The organism is Macrococcus lamae (genome assembly GCF_004359545.1).
GTDB classification, from domain to species: domain Bacteria; phylum Bacillota; class Bacilli; order Staphylococcales; family Staphylococcaceae; genus Macrococcus; species Macrococcus lamae.
Window position 1 is genome coordinate 38947 of record NZ_SCWB01000014.1, and the last position, 17466, is coordinate 56412.

The 17466-nt window shown below is 43.1% G+C and carries 18 protein-coding genes and 11 tRNA genes; 25 read left to right on the plus strand and 4 right to left on the minus strand.

The genetic code is table 11. From position 1 onward, the window contains the following. Positions 1 to 49 precede the first annotated feature (49 nt). The 4 genes from hemE to lplA are packed head-to-tail and all read left to right on the plus strand — an operon-like array spanning position 50 to position 4456. A complete protein-coding gene (hemE, locus tag ERX29_RS08510; RefSeq protein ID WP_424960634.1) occupies positions 50 to 1093 on the plus strand; it encodes a uroporphyrinogen decarboxylase in 1044 nt (347 codons plus the stop codon). 13 nt (positions 1094 to 1106) lie between these two features. Then, a complete protein-coding gene (hemH, locus tag ERX29_RS08515; RefSeq protein ID WP_133444271.1) occupies positions 1107 to 2042 on the plus strand; it encodes a ferrochelatase in 936 nt (311 codons plus the stop codon). A 6-nt stretch (positions 2043 to 2048) separates the two neighbouring features. Further along, positions 2049 to 3431: a protoporphyrinogen oxidase gene (gene hemY, locus ERX29_RS08520; RefSeq protein ID WP_133444272.1), complete on the plus strand. Its 1383-nt coding sequence runs from the start codon at positions 2049 to 2051 to the stop codon at positions 3429 to 3431. Between the two features lie 44 nt (positions 3432 to 3475). Further along, a complete protein-coding gene (gene lplA, locus ERX29_RS08525; protein WP_133444273.1) occupies positions 3476 to 4456 on the plus strand; it encodes a lipoate--protein ligase in 981 nt (326 codons plus the stop codon). 77 nt (positions 4457 to 4533) lie between these two features. Here the strand turns inward: lplA and ERX29_RS08530 are convergent, their stop codons facing one another. Next, positions 4534 to 4743 (minus strand): IDEAL domain-containing protein, encoded by a 210-nt coding sequence (locus tag ERX29_RS08530; protein ID WP_133444274.1) that lies wholly within the window; start codon positions 4741 to 4743, stop codon positions 4534 to 4536. 209 nt (positions 4744 to 4952) lie between these two features. Here ERX29_RS08530 and ERX29_RS08535 point away from each other — a divergent pair, with 209 nt between their 5' ends. The 14 genes from ERX29_RS08535 to ERX29_RS08600 all read left to right on the plus strand — a co-directional run bounded on the left by ERX29_RS08535 (position 4953) and on the right by ERX29_RS08600 (position 7614). Then, the gene (locus ERX29_RS08535) at positions 4953 to 5516 is read left to right on the plus strand and encodes a competence protein ComK (RefSeq protein WP_133444275.1); all 564 of its coding nucleotides are present in this window, start codon (positions 4953 to 4955) and stop codon (positions 5514 to 5516) included. A gap of 81 nt (positions 5517 to 5597) precedes the next feature. Beyond that, positions 5598 to 5672, plus strand: a tRNA-Asn gene (locus tag ERX29_RS08540). A 1-nt stretch (position 5673) separates the two neighbouring features. Further along, positions 5674 to 5761: transfer RNA gene (locus ERX29_RS08545), tRNA-Ser, on the plus strand. Positions 5762 to 5905: 144 nt separating this feature from the next. After that, positions 5906 to 5980, plus strand: a tRNA-Glu gene (locus ERX29_RS08550). A gap of 67 nt (positions 5981 to 6047) precedes the next feature. Next, a tRNA-Met gene (locus ERX29_RS08555) sits at positions 6048 to 6121 on the plus strand. 4 nt (positions 6122 to 6125) lie between these two features. Continuing rightward, positions 6126 to 6198 (plus strand) — tRNA-Asp (locus ERX29_RS08560). Between the two features lie 10 nt (positions 6199 to 6208). After that, positions 6209 to 6281: transfer RNA gene (locus tag ERX29_RS08565), tRNA-Phe, on the plus strand. Positions 6282 to 6293: 12 nt separating this feature from the next. Beyond that, positions 6294 to 6366 (plus strand) — tRNA-His (locus tag ERX29_RS08570). Positions 6367 to 6372: 6 nt separating this feature from the next. After that, a tRNA-Gly gene (locus tag ERX29_RS08575) sits at positions 6373 to 6446 on the plus strand. A gap of 7 nt (positions 6447 to 6453) precedes the next feature. Further along, positions 6454 to 6528, plus strand: a tRNA-Asn gene (locus tag ERX29_RS08580). Then, positions 6529 to 6600, plus strand: a tRNA-Glu gene (locus ERX29_RS08585). A gap of 39 nt (positions 6601 to 6639) precedes the next feature. After that, a tRNA-Ser gene (locus tag ERX29_RS08590) sits at positions 6640 to 6728 on the plus strand. Positions 6729 to 6844: 116 nt separating this feature from the next. Further along, positions 6845 to 7330, plus strand: a complete 486-nt coding sequence (locus tag ERX29_RS08595; protein ID WP_133444276.1) for a PH domain-containing protein — start codon at positions 6845 to 6847, stop codon at positions 7328 to 7330. A 20-nt stretch (positions 7331 to 7350) separates the two neighbouring features. Beyond that, positions 7351 to 7614, plus strand: a complete 264-nt coding sequence (locus ERX29_RS08600; protein WP_133444277.1) for a hypothetical protein — start codon at positions 7351 to 7353, stop codon at positions 7612 to 7614. 50 nt (positions 7615 to 7664) lie between these two features. Here the strand turns inward: ERX29_RS08600 and ERX29_RS08605 are convergent, their stop codons facing one another. Next, positions 7665 to 8585, minus strand: a complete 921-nt coding sequence (locus ERX29_RS08605; RefSeq protein WP_133444278.1) for a 1,4-dihydroxy-2-naphthoate polyprenyltransferase — start codon at positions 8583 to 8585, stop codon at positions 7665 to 7667. Between the two features lie 127 nt (positions 8586 to 8712). Here ERX29_RS08605 and ERX29_RS08610 point away from each other — a divergent pair, with 127 nt between their 5' ends. The 7 genes from ERX29_RS08610 to ERX29_RS08640 all read left to right on the plus strand — a co-directional run bounded on the left by ERX29_RS08610 (position 8713) and on the right by ERX29_RS08640 (position 16435). Beyond that, on the plus strand, positions 8713 to 10005 hold the full coding sequence (locus ERX29_RS08610) for an isochorismate synthase (RefSeq protein WP_133444279.1): 1293 nt from the start codon (positions 8713 to 8715) through the stop codon (positions 10003 to 10005). Further along, a complete protein-coding gene (gene menD, locus ERX29_RS08615; RefSeq protein ID WP_243720018.1) occupies positions 10002 to 11678 on the plus strand; it encodes a 2-succinyl-5-enolpyruvyl-6-hydroxy-3-cyclohexene-1-carboxylic-acid synthase in 1677 nt (558 codons plus the stop codon). The genes ERX29_RS08610 and menD overlap by 4 nt, the downstream gene beginning before the upstream one ends. Next, complete coding sequence (menH, locus tag ERX29_RS08620; protein WP_165981118.1) at positions 11644 to 12429, plus strand: 2-succinyl-6-hydroxy-2,4-cyclohexadiene-1-carboxylate synthase; 786 nt, start codon at positions 11644 to 11646, stop codon at positions 12427 to 12429. The genes menD and menH overlap by 35 nt, the downstream gene beginning before the upstream one ends. Further along, positions 12422 to 13240 (plus strand): 1,4-dihydroxy-2-naphthoyl-CoA synthase, encoded by an 819-nt coding sequence (gene menB, locus ERX29_RS08625; RefSeq protein ID WP_133444282.1) that lies wholly within the window; start codon positions 12422 to 12424, stop codon positions 13238 to 13240. Before menH ends, menB begins: the two co-directional genes overlap by 8 nt. A gap of 79 nt (positions 13241 to 13319) precedes the next feature. Continuing rightward, complete coding sequence (gene menE / locus ERX29_RS08630; RefSeq protein WP_133444283.1) at positions 13320 to 14714, plus strand: o-succinylbenzoate--CoA ligase; 1395 nt, start codon at positions 13320 to 13322, stop codon at positions 14712 to 14714. After that, positions 14701 to 15666 (plus strand): enolase C-terminal domain-like protein, encoded by a 966-nt coding sequence (locus ERX29_RS08635; RefSeq protein ID WP_133444284.1) that lies wholly within the window; start codon positions 14701 to 14703, stop codon positions 15664 to 15666. The genes menE and ERX29_RS08635 overlap by 14 nt, the downstream gene beginning before the upstream one ends. A gap of 253 nt (positions 15667 to 15919) precedes the next feature. Beyond that, positions 15920 to 16435, plus strand: a complete 516-nt coding sequence (locus ERX29_RS08640) for a hypothetical protein (protein WP_133444285.1) — start codon at positions 15920 to 15922, stop codon at positions 16433 to 16435. A gap of 25 nt (positions 16436 to 16460) precedes the next feature. Here ERX29_RS08640 and yidD read toward each other — a convergent pair whose 3' ends face one another. Both yidD and ERX29_RS08650 read right to left on the minus strand, forming a co-directional pair. Then, positions 16461 to 16685: a membrane protein insertion efficiency factor YidD gene (gene yidD / locus ERX29_RS08645; protein ID WP_133444286.1), complete on the minus strand. Its 225-nt coding sequence runs from the start codon at positions 16683 to 16685 to the stop codon at positions 16461 to 16463. A 9-nt stretch (positions 16686 to 16694) separates the two neighbouring features. Next, positions 16695 to 17450 (minus strand): hypothetical protein, encoded by a 756-nt coding sequence (locus ERX29_RS08650; RefSeq protein WP_133444287.1) that lies wholly within the window; start codon positions 17448 to 17450, stop codon positions 16695 to 16697. Positions 17451 to 17466 lie beyond the last annotated feature (16 nt).

The window sequence follows — 17466 nt, forward strand, 5'->3', positions numbered from 1 at the left end:
TGGTTGTGTTAAAATAATTTATAATCATTATTAAGTAGGAGGAATAGCTTTGAAGCCGTTCAACGATACAATTTTAAAGGCTGCGTATGGTGAGAAAACAACGCATACGCCGGTCTGGTTCATGCGTCAAGCTGGCCGTAGTCAGCCAGAGTACAGAAAAATCAAGGAAACACATTCTTTATTTGAGATTACACATGATCCAGAGCTATGTGCCTACGTCACGAAGCTGCCGGTCGATCAGTACAATACGGATGCGGCTATTCTATACAAAGATATTATGTCACCACTTGGTGCACTTGGTGTAGATGTGGAAATTAAGTCAGGCATCGGTCCGGTCATAGGCAATCCGATCCGTCATATCAGTGACGTTCAGAAACTAGGGGAAATTAACCCGGAACAAGATGTGCCTTATATCCTTGATACGATAAAATTACTGACGACTGAACAGTTGAATGTCCCTTTGATCGGTTTTACAGGTGCACCGTTTACGCTTGCGAGCTATATGATAGAAGGCGGGCCGTCAAAGAATTATAATAAGACTAAGGCATTTATGTATGAGCAGCCTGAAAGCTGGCATCTACTGATGGAGAAGCTAAGTGACATGTGTATCACCTATACACATGCTCAGATTGATGCGGGCTGTAAGATGATTCAAGTGTTCGATTCATGGGTCGGTGCACTTAACCGTGAAGATTACCGTACATTCATTGCGCCTCATATGCAGCGTATTTTTACAGGCATTAAAGAAAAAAATGTACCGGTAACGACATTCGGTGTCGGGGCAAGCCACTTAATAGAAGAATGGAATGCGCTGCCGGTTGACGTGGTTGGTCTTGACTGGCGCCTTCAGATTGAAGAAGCACGTGAAAAAGGAATCACTAAAACATTACAGGGCAACCTGGATCCTGCGATTCTGCTTGCGCCTTGGGCAGTAATTGAAGAACGTCTGAAACGCATTTTAGATCAAGGGCTGCAGTCAGACAGCTATATCTTTAATTTAGGGCACGGGGTATTTCCGGAAGTTAAGCCTGATACATTAAGACGTGTATCTGAATTTGTCCATACGTATTCAGCAGATTACAAATCGAAGTAAGGAGTTTTATGTAATGAAAAAAAGAGGATTACTAGTAATGGCGTACGGCACGCCTTACAAAGAAGAAGATATTGAACCGTATTACACACATATCAGACACGGCAGAAAACCATCCGAAGAAAGTCTTCAGGACTTAAAAGACCGCTACAAAGCAATCGGCGGCATCTCCCCGCTCGCCGGCACAACAGAACGTCAGGCTGAAGCACTGCGCGATGCGTTGAACAAACAGAGTAAGGACTTTGAATATGTTCTTTACATCGGTCTTAAACATATTGCACCGTTCATCGAGGATGCAGTGAAACAGATGCACGATGACGGTATTGAAGAAGCGGTGACGATTGTTCTCGCTCCTCATTATTCAACGTTCTCTGTTGCCTCATATAATGAACGTGCAGCAGAAGAAGCATCTAAATATGGTATTAAACTAACACACGTCAAAGACTTTTACCGTCAGCAGAAGTTCATTACATTCTGGCGCAACCAAGTGGACGATACATTGAAATCAATTCCGGACGATGAATTAAATGAGACTGTTCTCATCGTCAGTGCACACAGTCTGCCGGAGAAGATTAAAGAGAAGGGTGACCCGTATCCTGATCAGTTGACAGATACAGCACGGTTAATCAGTGATGTCTCGCAGATCAGAAATGTAGCAATTGGCTGGCAGTCAGAAGGTAACACACCTGACCCATGGCTGGGACCGGATGTCCAGGATCTAACCCGTGAATTATACCGTCAGCATGGATATAAACATTTCATCTATACACCAGTCGGTTTCGTCTGTGAACATTTAGAAGTGCTGTATGATAATGATGTTGAATGCAAAAATGTCTGTCATGAAGTCGGTGCAGTATACCACCGGCCAGCAATGCCTGATACACACCAATTGTTCATTGAATCCATGGTCGATGAAATCAACTCAGTACTCAAAACACAGGAAATGAAGTGACCTCTCATGAAAAAAGTAGCAGTCATCGGGGCAGGAATTACCGGCTTATCAGCGGCATATTATCTGCAGCAGCAAAGTGACGCTCAAATTGACATCATTGAACAATCAAAACGCCCAGGGGGCAAGATTAAGACCTATCAGCGTGACGGCTATACGATTGAGCTCGGTCCTGAGTCATATTTAGCCCGCAAAACGATTATGACAGAGCTTGCTGAAGAACTCGGCATGGCAGATGAACTGGTGACGAATAACACAGGTCAGTCTTATATTTATGCACGTAATCAGCTGTTCCCGATGCCTAGCGGCTCAGTCATGGGCATCCCGACTGAGCTGAAACCTTTTATAAAGACTGGTCTGCTGTCACCGGCAGGTAAACTTCGCGTGGGAATGGATTATTTCATCAAGCCGAAAGAAATGACGACAGACGTGTCAGTCGGCGCATTCTTTCGGAAACGCCTTGGCAATGAAGCACTTGAGAATTTAATCGAGCCGCTGCTGTCAGGTATTTACGGTGCAGATATTGACAAGCTGAGTCTGAAATCGACATTTCCGAATTTCAAGGAGCAGGAAGAGAAGCACGGCAGCCTGATTAAAGGTATGCGTATCCAAAAAAGCAGTGCACCAAAATCTACAGGCAAACCAAAAGGACAGTTCCGGCAGTTCCTTAACGGTCTGCAGAGCTTCATCGATAAACTGGCAGAAACAGTGACAGCCCAAGGTGCAGCTATTCATTACCAAAGTGCGGTCACAGGCATCGAATACCGTAACAATCAGTACGCGGTGATGGTGAATGATGTTGAAAAACACTATGATGGAGTGATTATCGCGGTGCCTCATACGGTGTTCAGCAAGTGGTTTATTGATGCGCCGCTGCGTTATTTCAAACATATGGCTGCTACTAGCGTTGCCACTGTTGTCATGGCATTTGACGAAAATCAGGTGAACAATGAAGAGAACGGCACAGGTTTTGTGATTGCCCGTAATTCAGATACTGTGATCACTGCATGTACATGGACCGATAAAAAATGGGCTCATTCAGCACCAGCTGGCAAAGTGCTGCTCCGCGCCTATGTCGGTAGACCAGGGGATAATGTGGTGAAAAACCACTCTGACGAAGAACTTGTTAAGCTTGCGAGACATGACCTTGATAAAATGATGCACATTAAAGGTGAGCCTGAATTCACTATTGTTACACGACTGATGCAAAGTATGCCGCAGTATGAAGTCGGGCATATTGACCGTGTGAAAGTGGTAAGAGAGTATGTAGAGAAACAATACCCGGGATTATGGCTTGCTGGAGCTTCATTTGAAGCGGTCGGTCTTCCAGACTGTGTCAAGCAGGGGAAAGAAGCAGCGACAGCCTTAGCCGTTGAATTAAATCATCATTAATACAAATTCCTATTTGCATGACTATCACGCTCTGGAGGATGACTATGAAATTTATAAGTAATAATAACATCACTGATCCTGCAATTAACCTGGCAATGGAAGAGTATGTTCTGACAAACCTGACAGACGATTCATATTTTCTGTTTTATATCAACGAACCGTCCATCATTATCGGTAAAAACCAGAACACTTACGCAGAAGTCAATCAGGCTTATGTGGATGAACACCATATTCATGTTATTCGTCGTATTTCAGGTGGAGGCGCTGTCTACCATGATCTCGGTAACTTGAACTTCAGCTTTGTGACGAAGGCAGATGAAGATAGTTTTCATAATTTCAAACGATTTACGATGCCTATTGTTGAAGCATTGAATGAAATGGGAGTGGCAGCCGAACTGTCGGGCCGCAATGATCTGCAGGTCGGCGAGCGTAAAATATCAGGCAATGCGATGTTTCAGACTAAAGATAGAATGTTCTCGCACGGTACGCTGATGCTGAACAGCGATATTGAAGAAGTTGTACGCAGTCTGACCGTTAAAGAAGAGAAACTGATTACGAAAGGCATTCGGTCTATCCGTTCACGTGTCGCAAATATATCAGAGTTCCTCGATGAACCGATTACGATAGAAGACTTCAAGCAGCACTTATTGAACCATATTTTTCAAGGCAATGTAGAAGAATATGTGCTGACTGATGAGGACTGGGCTGCTATTCATCAATTAAGCAGAGAGAAGTATCAGACGTTTGAATGGAACTACGGAAAGAATCCTCAGTATAACTACGAAGTGCGGCAGAAGTTCCCAGGAGGACTACTGGAACTGAAGATGAATGTTAAAAAAGGAATCATCGAAGACATAAGAATCTATGGAGATTTCTTTGGAGTCGGTGAGATCGCTGATATTGAACAGCGGTTGGTTGGTGCTGCCCATCAAAAGCAGACGATTGCTGACCAGCTTCGCGAGATTGACTTTGCACATTATTTCGGCAGAGTCACTGAAGAAGAGTTTTTAAGTTTATTGTCATAATAAAAAAGATGTTATTCATTTCCGGTAGAAGTGAGTAACATCTTTTTTATATATAGTGATTATAATGACTGTTCAATTTACATTTCCTCCAGCTCTTTTAAAGCTTCAGTATAAGTTAGGAAGGCTGCTTCATCGCGATTTAGTAACGACTGGTCAATCAGCTGGTGGTATTCTGCTTTCTTCTGAGTTCTCAGCACGTCATCAATCAGAAGTTCGATATATAGATTGTTCAAATTGCTGACAAATGTTTCAAGTCCATTTTGTTTAACTTGTGGATACTGGTTCATGGAAATCCCTCCTCAATATGATTTGTATCAGTATAAATTAATTATACCCAAAATTCAATGAATATTCAGAATATTAATATATAAAATATTGTAATTTTACATGATAGTTTTAAAGCGCTGTAAAATTTGTAAAATTAGCTAAAATGTTAACTAAAATATAACATTTTATTTTATAATTAACGTACTACAACTACATCTTGGAGGGCTATATGGCAAGCTTTCGATATATTATTCGTGAGACAACCATGTATATCAAACCAGTATCAATTGATAACAAGATTTATTCAGAAGTCAAAGAATATAACAAACCGACATTTATCATCAAACAGAAACCGCTGACACTGATAGAACAGTCATGCCATTTCTATAACACAACCTACTCAGCAAGAAAAGAGACGACGAGAATTGTCGCTGATATTTGTCAGAAGCCGCCGATTGTGCTGAAGCCGGAAACAGGAACTTATTTCTTTCCGACGCATAGTGACCGCATCAAAGAAATGCACTGGTTTAATTTGAGTATGATCAAGTACTACCGGCGAGGTAAATACAATGATACGGAAATTTTCTTTGATGATGAGAGTATGGTAGTTGTGCCGACCAGCTACCATATTATCAATACCCAGTACCTGCACGCTGTTAAATTGGAATATTGCTTAAGAACTAAGGCTATAAAAAATGATAAGGTCAAAAGTCAGGATATTGATTTTAAGCAGGCATGCACTAATATATATGAAGTATTAGCCATGTATGCACTTCTTGAACGGCAAGTGTAAATGTTCCATAAAAAATTTTACTGAAAAACCTTGTAATATTAGGTGGAGTTGATATAATAATATTTGTTCATTAAAAACTGATCCACAGTAGCTCAGTGGTAGAGCTATCGGCTGTTAACCGATCGGTCGTAGGTTCGAGTCCTACCTGTGGAGCCATGGAGATGTACTCAAGTGGCTGAAGAGGCGCCCCTGCTAAGGGTGTAGGTCGGGTGACCGGCGCGAGAGTTCAAATCTCTCCATCTCCGTTATCTTAAACCATCACGTGCGTGATGGTTTTTTTGTTTCCTGCAATCAAATAAAAGATATCCATTCAAATAATAAAAACAGTATATAAATAAGGTGTTGACGTCTTTACTGATTATTTATATACTAAAAAAGTCCTTAAATTCGGCCCCTTGGTCAAGCGGTTAAGACACCGCCCTTTCACGGCGGTAACACGGGTTCGAATCCCGTAGGGGTCACCATTTACACTTTTTAATCGTTGACTGGTACGAGTCGAAAATGATATATTAGAAAAGTACTTTTTATTGGCGCGGGATGGAGCAGTCTGGTAGCTCGTCGGGCTCATAACCCGAAGGTCGGTGGTTCAAATCCGCCTCCCGCAACTAAGGTCCCGTGGTGTAGCGGTTAACATGCCTGCCTGTCACGCAGGAGATCGCCGGTTCGATCCCGGTCGGGACCGCTTTTTTTTTGGCTCAGTAGCTCAGTCGGTAGAGCAATGGATTGAAAATCCATGTGTCGGCGGTTCGATTCCGTCCTGAGCCATCTTTTTCTATGGCGATTGTGGCGAAGTGGTTAACGCACCGGATTGTGGTTCCGGCATTCGTGGGTTCGATTCCCATCAGTCGCCCTCGATGCGGGTGTAGTTTAGTGGTAAAACCTCAGCCTTCCAAGCTGATGATGTCGGTTCGATTCCGATCACCCGCTCCATTATTTTTCCACAGTAGCTCAGTGGTAGAGCTATCGGCTGTTAACCGATCGGTCGTAGGTTCGAGTCCTACCTGTGGAGCCAGGCCCCTTGGTCAAGCGGTTAAGACACCGCCCTTTCACGGCGGTAACACGGGTTCGAATCCCGTAGGGGTCATATATCAGAGGTGAAATATCGCTTCTGATTTTTTAATATGGAGGGTTGTCCGAGCTGGCCGAAGGAGCACGCCTGGAAAGTGTGTAAACGCCACAAGCGTTTCGAGGGTTCGAATCCCTTGCCCTCCGTTTAATATATCAATTTCATTTCCAAAGATAAAATCTCGAATTTCTTGGTTTTATCTTTTTTTGTTTTTATTAGAAACGGGTATTATAATATTATAAAATAGTTAAATGAGGTTACTATGGTAAAGAAGAAACAATCCACCAGAGACGTCCTGGAACAGATTAATTATCCAATTAAATATAAGAAGTTTTCTAAGGCATTCAAAAAGATCAAAAAAGCTGATAGACGTTTTTTTATCAAACTTCTGAAAGTATTCTGTACTGAAATCAATAACCATGAATATGTTCACTATGCATCATACAGCGCGCTGAACTTAAATCAGCAAGGCGTTATTCTTCTGCTCGATGATCGCGCTATACTTGTGCATAGTAAAGAGAAGACAAAATTAGTTCACTTTAATCAGATTAAATATAAAGAGATTGATACGATTGATTTTGATCGTGTCAATAGTGACAATAAAGATGAACTATACGGGTCATTGTTCTTAAGAGTGAAACGTAAGAATTTGGGTACAAAGAACTTTACTGTAAGAAATCTGAAGCGTGATGACTTGCCTGAAATCACGGAGTTTATTAGAATGAAAATGCCGATACACAAAATATAACGACAAAAGGGGTGTTTGAAATGGCTAATATTGATAAATTAGTGCAGTATGCTGAACTGAAAGTGGGACAATTTGGTGCTGATTACCGTGAGAATTACGAGGATGACAAAGTCGCAGAAGTGAAACCAAAATCTATTCATGCTGAAGGGGAGCAAGTGATTGTAGCGTATGATGACAATACTTACACGATTGACTTGAACCGTTCAGGTGTAGCAAATGATGTGACACCGGAAGAAGCTGCGGAAGTAGCAGCACGCGTTGATGAATATTTCAGATACGTTTAATAGCTAATAATAAAAAAAATTCACAAGGAAATGATTCCTTGTGAATTTTTTTATATTGCTAGTATCGCCATAAAGTATAATGCGATAGCTAAGAGGAACCCGAACAGCGTATTGAACTGACCGGTCACTTTCATCGCAGGCATCAGTTCAAGGGGTTTGTCGCCTTTCAAGAATCTGTTGACTGCTTTGATCGGTAGGTTCGCACTTACCAGGACAAGCAGCAGGAACAGTGAGCCGTAGAGTTTCGTGAACGCGATGTAAATAATCACCGCAAAGCTGATGAAGTAAAGGATAGCCATTGTCATAATGGCGATTCTTTTACCGACAAGAATCACGTATGTCTTGCGGCCGCTTGCTTTATCTTTCACGCGGTCACGGATATTGTTAGCCATATTGATCATCCCGATATTGATAGAGATAGGAATGCTCATTAATGCTGGATACCAGTGGACGTGGCCGGTCTGGATGAAGAAAGTGATCATAATGATGACAAATCCCATGAAGAAACCGGCAAATACTTCTCCGAATGGTGTCCATGATATCGGGACAGGTCCGCCGGTATACAGGTAGCCGACTGCCATACAGATTATCCCGACGACAAGTATCCACCATGACGAATTCGCACAAATATACAATCCGAGAATAGCGGCAATGACATAAAACGCAATAGCCAGATTATATACTGCACGCGGCGACATCCCGTTCCGTACGATGGCGCCGCCGATACCGACTGATGTATGGTCGTCAAGTCCGCGCTTGTAGTCGAAGTACTCATTAAACATATTGGTCGCAGCCTGTATCAGAAGGCAGGCAATCAACATGACAATGAGCAGATCTAAACGGATGTGACCGAAAGTCCGGGCAGCTGCTGTGCCGACCAGAACAGGAACGAATGCAGCAGTCAATGTATGCGGCCGCATCAGATGATAATATTTTTTTAAACCCGTTTGTGCTGTTAAATGTTCTGACATATGTAATCTCCTATTCGTTCATTTACAGATTGTATTTTATGCTTATTTCAAATAGTAGTCAATGACGAGTGCATCATATCCACTTCTGCTGAAAAAGTGGTAAACTATATATGTATATAATAGTGAATTGAAAGAAGCTGAAAGTGAAATGATGGAGGACTATACATCCAGAAGGACTATCTATCAGATACAGTGGGATAAAGAAATCCTACCGTATCAGTTATTTAATTTATATCAGGAATATGCGGGGTCACGCTATTTCTTTATGACAAAGGAAAAGGACGAATGGCTGCTCGGTCTCGGCGTTGAGAAGCTGATCAATGTCAATCATCGCTCGCCGAGCTATGTCACTCAAGTCTTTAATAAAATGCTTGAGTCATGTACTGTTACTGGAATTTCACCTAATTTAATCAGATTATTCGGTGGCTTTCAGTTTGACGAAGGGAACAATGCAGATTTTGAAGGATTCGGTCACAGCCATTTTATATGGCCGAAGATTCAGGTGCTGTTTAAAGATAAGTGTTATTATCTGTCATTCACCAATATGGAAACGTCTGCAGTGGAAGACTTTCTGTCAAAGCTAGACCGTACAATAGCTACGGCTCAGCTGCCGCAAGTAGTCGAACATCATAATGTGAATGAAGAATTGTTTCTTGCCAATGTCCGCAGGGCAGTCGGTGATATGTCGAATGGTCTGCTGTCAAAAGTCGTGCTGTCCAGACGTAAAAAAGTACTCCTCGCATCTGCCATTGATAACAGTACATTAATCAGACGCGGATTCCATGACCACGAGCACAGCTATTTTGTGCTGCTTGAACATGGCGCTCGTACTTATGTCTCGCGGACGCCTGAACAGCTGGTCAAAGTGACAGGAAATCATTTGGCGACCAATGCGATTGCAGGAACGATGAGCGCAAAATTTGCAGACGCGAAAGAACGGCTGCTGCGCGATCATAAAAATTTAAAGGAACATCAGATTGTCGTCGGAAGTATTGAAGATGATCTGAAACCTTATACTTCAGAGCTGACTGTTCCTGCAGCTCCTGACATTCTATCAAACCGTTATTTCTATCATCTTTACACGCCGATTAGCGGCACTATTAAAAACAGCGATATACTGACGCTGACCCAGGCGATGCATCCGACACCTGCCCTCGGCGGATTTCCGAAAGCAGAAGCAGCTGAGTTTATTCAGCAGGTTGAGGGGAACAGAGGATTTTACGGTGCGCCGATCGGTTATATCGATGCTCAGATGGACGGCGAGTTTGTCGTCGCCATCCGTTCCATGGTGCTGGCTGGTAATGAGGCAGTGCTCTATGCTGGGTGCGGTATCGTCCAGGACAGCCGTCCTGAAGAAGAACTTTATGAAACAGAAATTAAATTTAAGCCTATGCTTCAATTGTTAGGGGTGTCACAGTGAAAAATGAACAACTCACAAAACAAGTGTATCAGACAATCAAAGGTCTATATGATTACGGAGTACATGAGGTAGTCATCTCGCCAGGCTCGCGTTCAACACCGCTTGCGATGGCATGCGAAGTGCATCCGCAGATGACGACGTATATTCATCCGGACGAACGGAGTGCAGCTTTCTTCGCGCTCGGTCTCATCAAAGCGACGAAAAAACCAGTGGCAGTTATTTGCACATCAGGTACGGCGGCAAGTAATTATATGCCTGCAGTGTCGGAAGCTTATATCAGTAGAATGCCGCTGGTCGTTATGACGAGTGACAGACCTCATGAACTGCGTAATGTCGGGGCACCGCAGGCAATCAATCAAGTGCGTATGTTCACTAATTTCGTCAACTATGAAGTAGATTTTCCGGTTGCAGATGATTTTCAGTCATCGCACGATTTTGTTGATGCTGTGCTTCTCCAGGCATCACGCTATTTTTCAGGACCAGAAAGTGGACCGGTTCATTTCAATATGCCGTTCCGTGAACCGCTTATCCCAGATTTATCGGCGACAGAATATTTGAAGGTGGAACCGAAGAGTCAGGTAACTTATCAGAAAATGGTCAATATCGAGCCGTTAAGACAGTTTATAAAGCGTGGCCGAGGAATGATTGTTGTCGGCGACTGCCAGAATGAGGACCTTTCTCAACTGTTATTGTTTGCTGCGATTCATCATCTGCCGGTGTTTGCGGATCCGTTAAGTCATCTCAGACACCAGGATTCACCGTATATATTGTCGACGGGTGATACGCTGTTTAAAGTCTATCAAAATGTTGAACCTGGCTATATTATACGTGTCGGCAAACCTGTCGTATCAAAAGCAATGAATCGCTTTCTGGCGGCTGTTTCAGCACCGCAGATTTTAGTGCAGAATTCGTTGAAGCCGGATACATTTCCGGTTGTGCCTGATATGCATCTCGAAATGACGGCCAATGACTGCTTCAGACAGCTGGCTGAAGAAAGCCCGGTGCTTAGTCCCGGCTGGTTTGAATTCTTTGCGCACTTGAACGCTGTCGTCACAAATGTCATTCAGCAGCATGTTCATACGGTCAACGATGAAGGGACTATTTTTGCGAGACTGGCAGGACAGCTGGCTGCAGATGAAGTGTTATTTCTAGGTAACAGTATGCCTATTCGTGACTGTGATACATTCTTTGTCGGCGGACTCGCTAAACCATACTGCAACCGCGGTGCTAACGGCATTGATGGTGTTGTATCAACAGCGATGGGAATGGCAGTCCACAAAAAAGTCACCCTTGTCATCGGTGATATTTCATTTTTTCATGATATGAACGGTCTGATCATGAAAAAGCTGGAAGGACTTGATATCAGGATCATCGTCATGAATAATAACGGCGGTGGTATTTTCAGTTATCTGCCGCAAAAAAAAGAAGAGCTTCTCTTTGAAAGATTATACGGTACGCCACTTGACCTTGACTTTGAACACACTGCGAAACTATATGGTTTTAACTATCAGCGCTATGAGACTTACGACAATATTCAGCTGCCTAAAGATGGTGCTCATATTATTGAAATACTGACGAACAGACAGGATAATGTCATCGCCCATCAGGAACTGACTGAGAAAGTAAAGGATGCAGTACATGCTGAACTATCATTTAACTACGCAGCGGAATAAGACACTGCTCGTTATGCTGCATGGCTTTATGGGCGACCATCACGCGTTTGATGAAGCGATCGAACGGTTACAGCACGATGTGGACATCATGACGATTGACTTGCCCGGTCATGGTGCGAGTTGTGAAACGAGACATCAGACATGGTCATTTGACTGGATAGCAGGAGAGATTAAGGCATTGCTGACACCGCTGCATTATGAGCGAATTATTATGTATGGCTATTCCATGGGAGGCAGAGTAGCTCTATATTATGCACTCAGCAATGAAATAGACGCTCTTATTTTGGAGAGTGCTTCTGCAGGACTTGATAGCGCGGAGGCGCGTGCAGAGCGAAGAAAGATAGACGACGAGCGAGGAATAGAAATCATCACGGACTATGATGCTTTCGTAACCAGCTGGTCGAATCTTCCGCTGTTTAAAACGCATCAACCGCTGCCGGAAGATGCGAAGATAAAGCTGGATGAGATGAGACGACGCCAGCATCCTGAAGGTTTGAAGAAGGCGCTGCAGGACTACGGCACTGGTTCTCAGCCTGCTCTCTGGCACCGATTGCAGCAGTATCATAAACCAGTGCTTCTTCTGACAGGCACATTGGACAAAAAGTTTGAACAGTTGAACAGTCGGATGCATCGTCTGCTGCCCAACAGCCGGCATATTAAATTACCGGCAGGACATACAATTCATGTGGAACATCCCGAGATATTTGATACAATAGTAATAGAATTCATTAAGGAGGCTAACCATGTCTAGAGTATGGGAAACAGTCAAAGAATATAAAGAAATCAAATATGAATATTTTGAAGGAATCGGTAAGATTACAATCAACCGTCCGGAAGTGCGTAACGCATTTACGCCGAACACAGTCATGGAGATGATTGACGCATTCTCACGTGCACGTGACGATCAGCGCATCGGTGCTATCATCTTAACTGGTGAAGGAGATCTGGCGTTCTGTTCAGGTGGCGATCAGTCAGTGCGTGGTCACGGTGGTTATGTCGGCGACGACAACATTCCACGTCTGAACGTTCTGGATCTGCAGCGTCTGATTCGTGTCATTCCGAAACCAGTTATTGCGATGGTACGCGGCTATGCAATCGGCGGCGGTCATGTGCTTCACGTTGTTTGTGACTTAACAATCGCTGCAGACAACGCACGTTTCGGTCAGACAGGTCCTAAAGTAGGATCGTTTGATGCAGGTTACGGCTCTGGATACCTTGCCCGTATCGTCGGTCATAAGAAAGCCCGTGAAATCTGGTACTTATGCCGTCAGTACAATGCACAGGAAGCTCTTGACATGGGGCTTGTTAATACAGTTGTACCTCTTGCAGACATTGAAGATGAAACAGTGAAATGGTGCAAGGAGATTCTGCAGCACTCACCGACTGCACTTCGCTTCCTGAAAGCTGCGATGAATGCAGATACAGACGGTTTAGCTGGACTTCAGCAGTTTGCCGGAGACGCAACACTTCTTTACTATACATCTGATGAAGCGAAAGAGGGCCGCGATGCGTTCAAGGAAAAACGTCAGCCTGACTTCGATCAGTTCCCGAAATTCCCATAAATAATCAATTGACTATACGCGCGCTTTCAGTTGGAAGTCAGCGCGTATTTTTAGCTTGTTAATGAAGGAGTCACTATAAATGAATCACTGGTTATATACACAAGCAAAGAATAGACCGCATCATACCGCAATCAGAACTGGCAGCGGAGAGCTGTCTTTTTGTGAACTGTATGAACGTGCTGCGAAAGTCAGAAACCATATTTCGCTGCTTGACATGCCGTACCGGATTGCGATTCAACCGAAAAATCACTTGTCATCAGTCATTATTTTGCACGGACTGATTCTTGCGGGCCGCGAAATAGTGACGGTCAATACACATCTGACAGAAACTGAAGTCATCAAACAGTTATCTTCGATTCAAGTGGATGTTCTGATCACTGATAGTATTTATGGGAACATTAACTGTATTTCGCCTGAGTCACTATTGAATGATTCAGAAGGACAGGGCGCAGAAGACACCACATTTGAGCCGGAAGATGTTCTGTCCATCATGTTCACATCTGGAACGACAGGCGTGCAAAAGGCAGTGCCGCAGACCTACAGTAATCATTTTGCCAGCGCTGAACGCTGCAAGCAGGCGTTTCCGTATGATACGGATTCAAAGTGGCTGCTTTGTCTGCCGCTCTATCATATTTCAGCGTTCAGTATTCTGTTACGAAGTGTAATAGAAGGATTTACGATTGTACTGTTCGAGAAATTTGAAGAAGCGGCGATCATGACTTCCATTAAAGAACAAGGCATTACACATATTTCTCTTGTTCCTCAGACACTTGAATGGCTGCTTGATGCCGGACTTGAACGTCATGAACTACAAGGACTGCTGATCGGTGGTGCTAAAATGGACGAGCGGACGCTTGAGAAAAGCCTGGAACGTCATTTGCCGATCTATACGTCATTCGGCATGACAGAGACGTGTTCTCAGTTCATTACGGCGACACCGGAAGATATTGAGAAGTATCCTAACAGTGTCGGACGCGTTACAGCGGATATTAAAGTCGCGGCACCGCTGAACGGCGCAGGAGAGATTTTAGTCAGAGGTGATAACGTCATGAACGGTTACCTCTATCCGGCAGAAGCCAATGCAATATCATTTACAGACGGCTTCTTTATGACAGGAGATATCGGTCGAATCAGCAACGGTTATCTCTATGTACTTGACCGTAGACGTGACTTGATTATTTCCGGCGGTGAGAATATTTATCCAAGTGAAATTGAACAGGTCGTGCTCGCCCTGCCGGAAATTACTGCCTGCGCAGTCGTTCCTGTCGATGACGAAAAGTGGGGGCAGCGCCCGGCTCTGATTTACGAAGCGGCAGAAGATTTGGAAGAACAGATTAACACGCTTATTGATGACAGCATCGCTAAATATAAGCATCCGGTCATTATAAAACGTACAGCACATATCGAACGGACAAGTAACGGTAAAATTTCACGGCACCGTGTAAAGGAATGGCTGATGAATGAAGTTCAATAACCTGAAGTGCTATAAATTCAACGCGCCGTTTAAGACACCGATCCAGACAGTGAAAACCCGACTGACAGATCGCAGAGTACTCGTCATCTCACTTGATGTAGACGACAGAACATATTTTGCTGAATCGAATGCCTTTGACACGAACTGGTATCACGATGAGACAATCGCTACTGTTCATGCCGCAGTGCAGCATATTTTCAGCGAGATCAGTGAGACGGAATGGCATGACTATGCCGAGCTCGGTACATTGCTCGCGTCATATCGAAGCACACCGCACACGATTGCGTTATTTGACTATATCGGCTGGCAGTGTACGAATGAACTGAATCCGGTGACAGTGCCGCTTGGTTTTACATTGCATCAGGGTCATACAGGTGAATTCAGTAATCGTGTGAAAGTTAAATGGAATGCGCATATTGAATCACAAGTGAAAGCATTGCGACAGCAGTATCCTGAAATCAAAATAGCAATAGACGCAAATGGCAGCCTGACAGAAGCGGATGTTCCGATTCTTGAAGCATGTATGAATTATGAAATCGACTATTTCGAGGAACCATTCAGCGATATCCGCCTTTATTCAAAATATCATCGTCTGCCATTAGCAATTGATGAATCAGCTTCGAGCATCGAACAGATCATCAAATATTACGGAGCAGGTGTCAAAACGATCATCGCTAAATATTCCAGACTCGGCGGCGGTTATCCGCTGCTGACGATTAAAGATGCAATTCCTGATATCCGTATCATTGCTGGAGGCATGTACGAGTACGGTCTCAGTAAATATTTCACAGCAGCGCTTGCAGAACAATTAGGAACCATTCCTGACATCACACCGCGCGGTTTTTATTTTGATGGCGATTATGCGGACTGGAACGAGAAGATACAGGACGGACAGCTGACAATGAGCTTTCCGCAAGTAAATGAGCAGCGCTTGATTCCGTTAAATAAATAAAGAAGAGTCTCGGACATTAGTAGTTATTCTACTGATATGTCCGAGGCTCTATTTTATGGTTAAAGTTAATGACGTAAACCAATAATTGCATCAAACCGCGAGTTCATTTGAGTCAATTATGAATAATGATCAGTAAATGCTGTTTTTACAAATAATATGATGACGAACTGAATCATTATCTCTATATGTTAATGTTGACGATTCCAATATCAAGGACTATATTGAAATAAATTGCTCATAAAGGCGGATGTATATGAAAAGAAGAGAATGCATCGTGTTATTAGGAGTATTATTGTTGACCGGTTGCAGCAAAGAAGAGCAAGTATCAGTTAAGACAATTGAAACAGTACAAAAACCAGTACCGAAACCTGTTCAACAACCGGAAGATATTGACCAGGCATTTATGTCTCCCGGATTTAAAATACTCAACTTCACATTATCGTCGCCAACTGATAACAAAGTCGTATTTCATATTAAATATCAGTTCGGAATGAATGCTATCCATCATCTGAAAACCAGTGACAAGTATTATATAGCTATTCAATACCCTGAAATTTTTGATGGCAGTACAATACTTTCGCAAAGCCCGTTAATTGAACAGCAGTCAGATGAAAGAATAATAGTCGATGCTGACATTAAGCAGTCCTTGAATGAAGCACATACAGATATCTTTAAGAAGTCTATGAAATATAATCTGCTCATATTTGATGAACATAAAAAATTAATCCACGTATACAATGACATTAAAGGCCATATACAAACACAATAACTGCAGGCGCTTAATGCGCCTGCAGTTATTCGTCTTTCTTCGGTGGTACAGGATCGAAGCCGCCTGCATGAAATGGGTGACATTTGCTGATGCGGACTGCTGTCATCAAGCTTCCTTTTAATGCGCCGTGAGTTTCGATCGCTTCTATGCCATATTGTGAGCATGTCGGCTGAAAGCGGCATGTTGGCGGTGTCATCGGTGAAATGTAATTACGGTAAAATTGGATGCCTGATATTAATAATCGTTTCATTTGTTCCCTCTATTCTGTTGGGTCGGTGACCGTTGTTTTATTGAAATCAGAATAATTCGTTGTCTGTTCCATTTGGATGCGGACTGGTTCTTCGTCAATAGTCGCTGTCATTTCTACTTTGAATGACAAAGTCTTCGGATACACTTTTGCCGGTGAATAGTTTACTGTGTATTCCCCAGCTGCCACTTTAAGATCCGTCAAATCTGATAATGCTTCTACCTGATTTAGACTGGATGATGACAAGCCGTACTCAAACAGTTCTTTCAACACTTGATTATTACCAGTATATTTGATACTGTCTTTGTCAATTGTGACTTTGTCAGCAACTGGTTTTACAACGCCTTGCAGTATGCGATTTAAGTTAAATATATCGGCAACTGCTGTTTCGATATATTTCGTGTCTGCGCGTCTTGCCTGGTAAGTGATATAAGTAGGGACAGGATTTGCTTTTAATGCGCCATTTCTGACATAAGCCTGATAGCTTTTTACTGGATAGCGGGAATGATTACTGTCTGCTTCCACAGATAGGTTGACTGTATTGTCACTGCTCGTCTGGCTGTTTGTCATTTGAGTGAAACGGGTTGTGAATTTATTATATATAACTGTTGTTTGATTTTCACTGTCACTGCTCAGACTGTCGATGGCTTTAATGGATGTCTGCATCTGTGATAATGTTTCGTCCTTCGTTCTTGGTTTCGGTGACTCGTTGCTACATGCACTCATAATTAATGATAAAATAATGATAATATAAACGAATGTTTTCATGGTAACCTCATCTGTT

Coding starts and splice junctions, on each gene's coding strand:
- ERX29_RS08640 (WP_133444285.1), top strand. CDS start 15,920: ATGAAAAGAAGAGAATGCATCGTGTTATTAGGAGTATTATTGTTGACC.
- ERX29_RS08595 (WP_133444276.1), top strand. CDS start 6,845: ATGGTAAAGAAGAAACAATCCACCAGAGACGTCCTGGAACAGATTAAT.
- menE (WP_133444283.1), top strand. CDS start 13,320: ATGAATCACTGGTTATATACACAAGCAAAGAATAGACCGCATCATACC.
- menH (WP_165981118.1), top strand. CDS start 11,644: ATGCTGAACTATCATTTAACTACGCAGCGGAATAAGACACTGCTCGTT.
- menB (WP_133444282.1), top strand. CDS start 12,422: ATGTCTAGAGTATGGGAAACAGTCAAAGAATATAAAGAAATCAAATAT.
- ERX29_RS08530 (WP_133444274.1), bottom strand. CDS start 4,743: ATGAACCAGTATCCACAAGTTAAACAAAATGGACTTGAAACATTTGTC.
- ERX29_RS08635 (WP_133444284.1), top strand. CDS start 14,701: ATGAAGTTCAATAACCTGAAGTGCTATAAATTCAACGCGCCGTTTAAG.
- ERX29_RS08535 (WP_133444275.1), top strand. CDS start 4,953: ATGGCAAGCTTTCGATATATTATTCGTGAGACAACCATGTATATCAAA.
- ERX29_RS08650 (WP_133444287.1), bottom strand. CDS start 17,450: ATGAAAACATTCGTTTATATTATCATTATTTTATCATTAATTATGAGT.
- ERX29_RS08600 (WP_133444277.1), top strand. CDS start 7,351: ATGGCTAATATTGATAAATTAGTGCAGTATGCTGAACTGAAAGTGGGA.
- hemH (WP_133444271.1), top strand. CDS start 1,107: ATGAAAAAAAGAGGATTACTAGTAATGGCGTACGGCACGCCTTACAAA.
- yidD (WP_133444286.1), bottom strand. CDS start 16,685: ATGAAACGATTATTAATATCAGGCATCCAATTTTACCGTAATTACATT.
- hemY (WP_133444272.1), top strand. CDS start 2,049: ATGAAAAAAGTAGCAGTCATCGGGGCAGGAATTACCGGCTTATCAGCG.
- lplA (WP_133444273.1), top strand. CDS start 3,476: ATGAAATTTATAAGTAATAATAACATCACTGATCCTGCAATTAACCTG.
- ERX29_RS08605 (WP_133444278.1), bottom strand. CDS start 8,585: ATGTCAGAACATTTAACAGCACAAACGGGTTTAAAAAAATATTATCAT.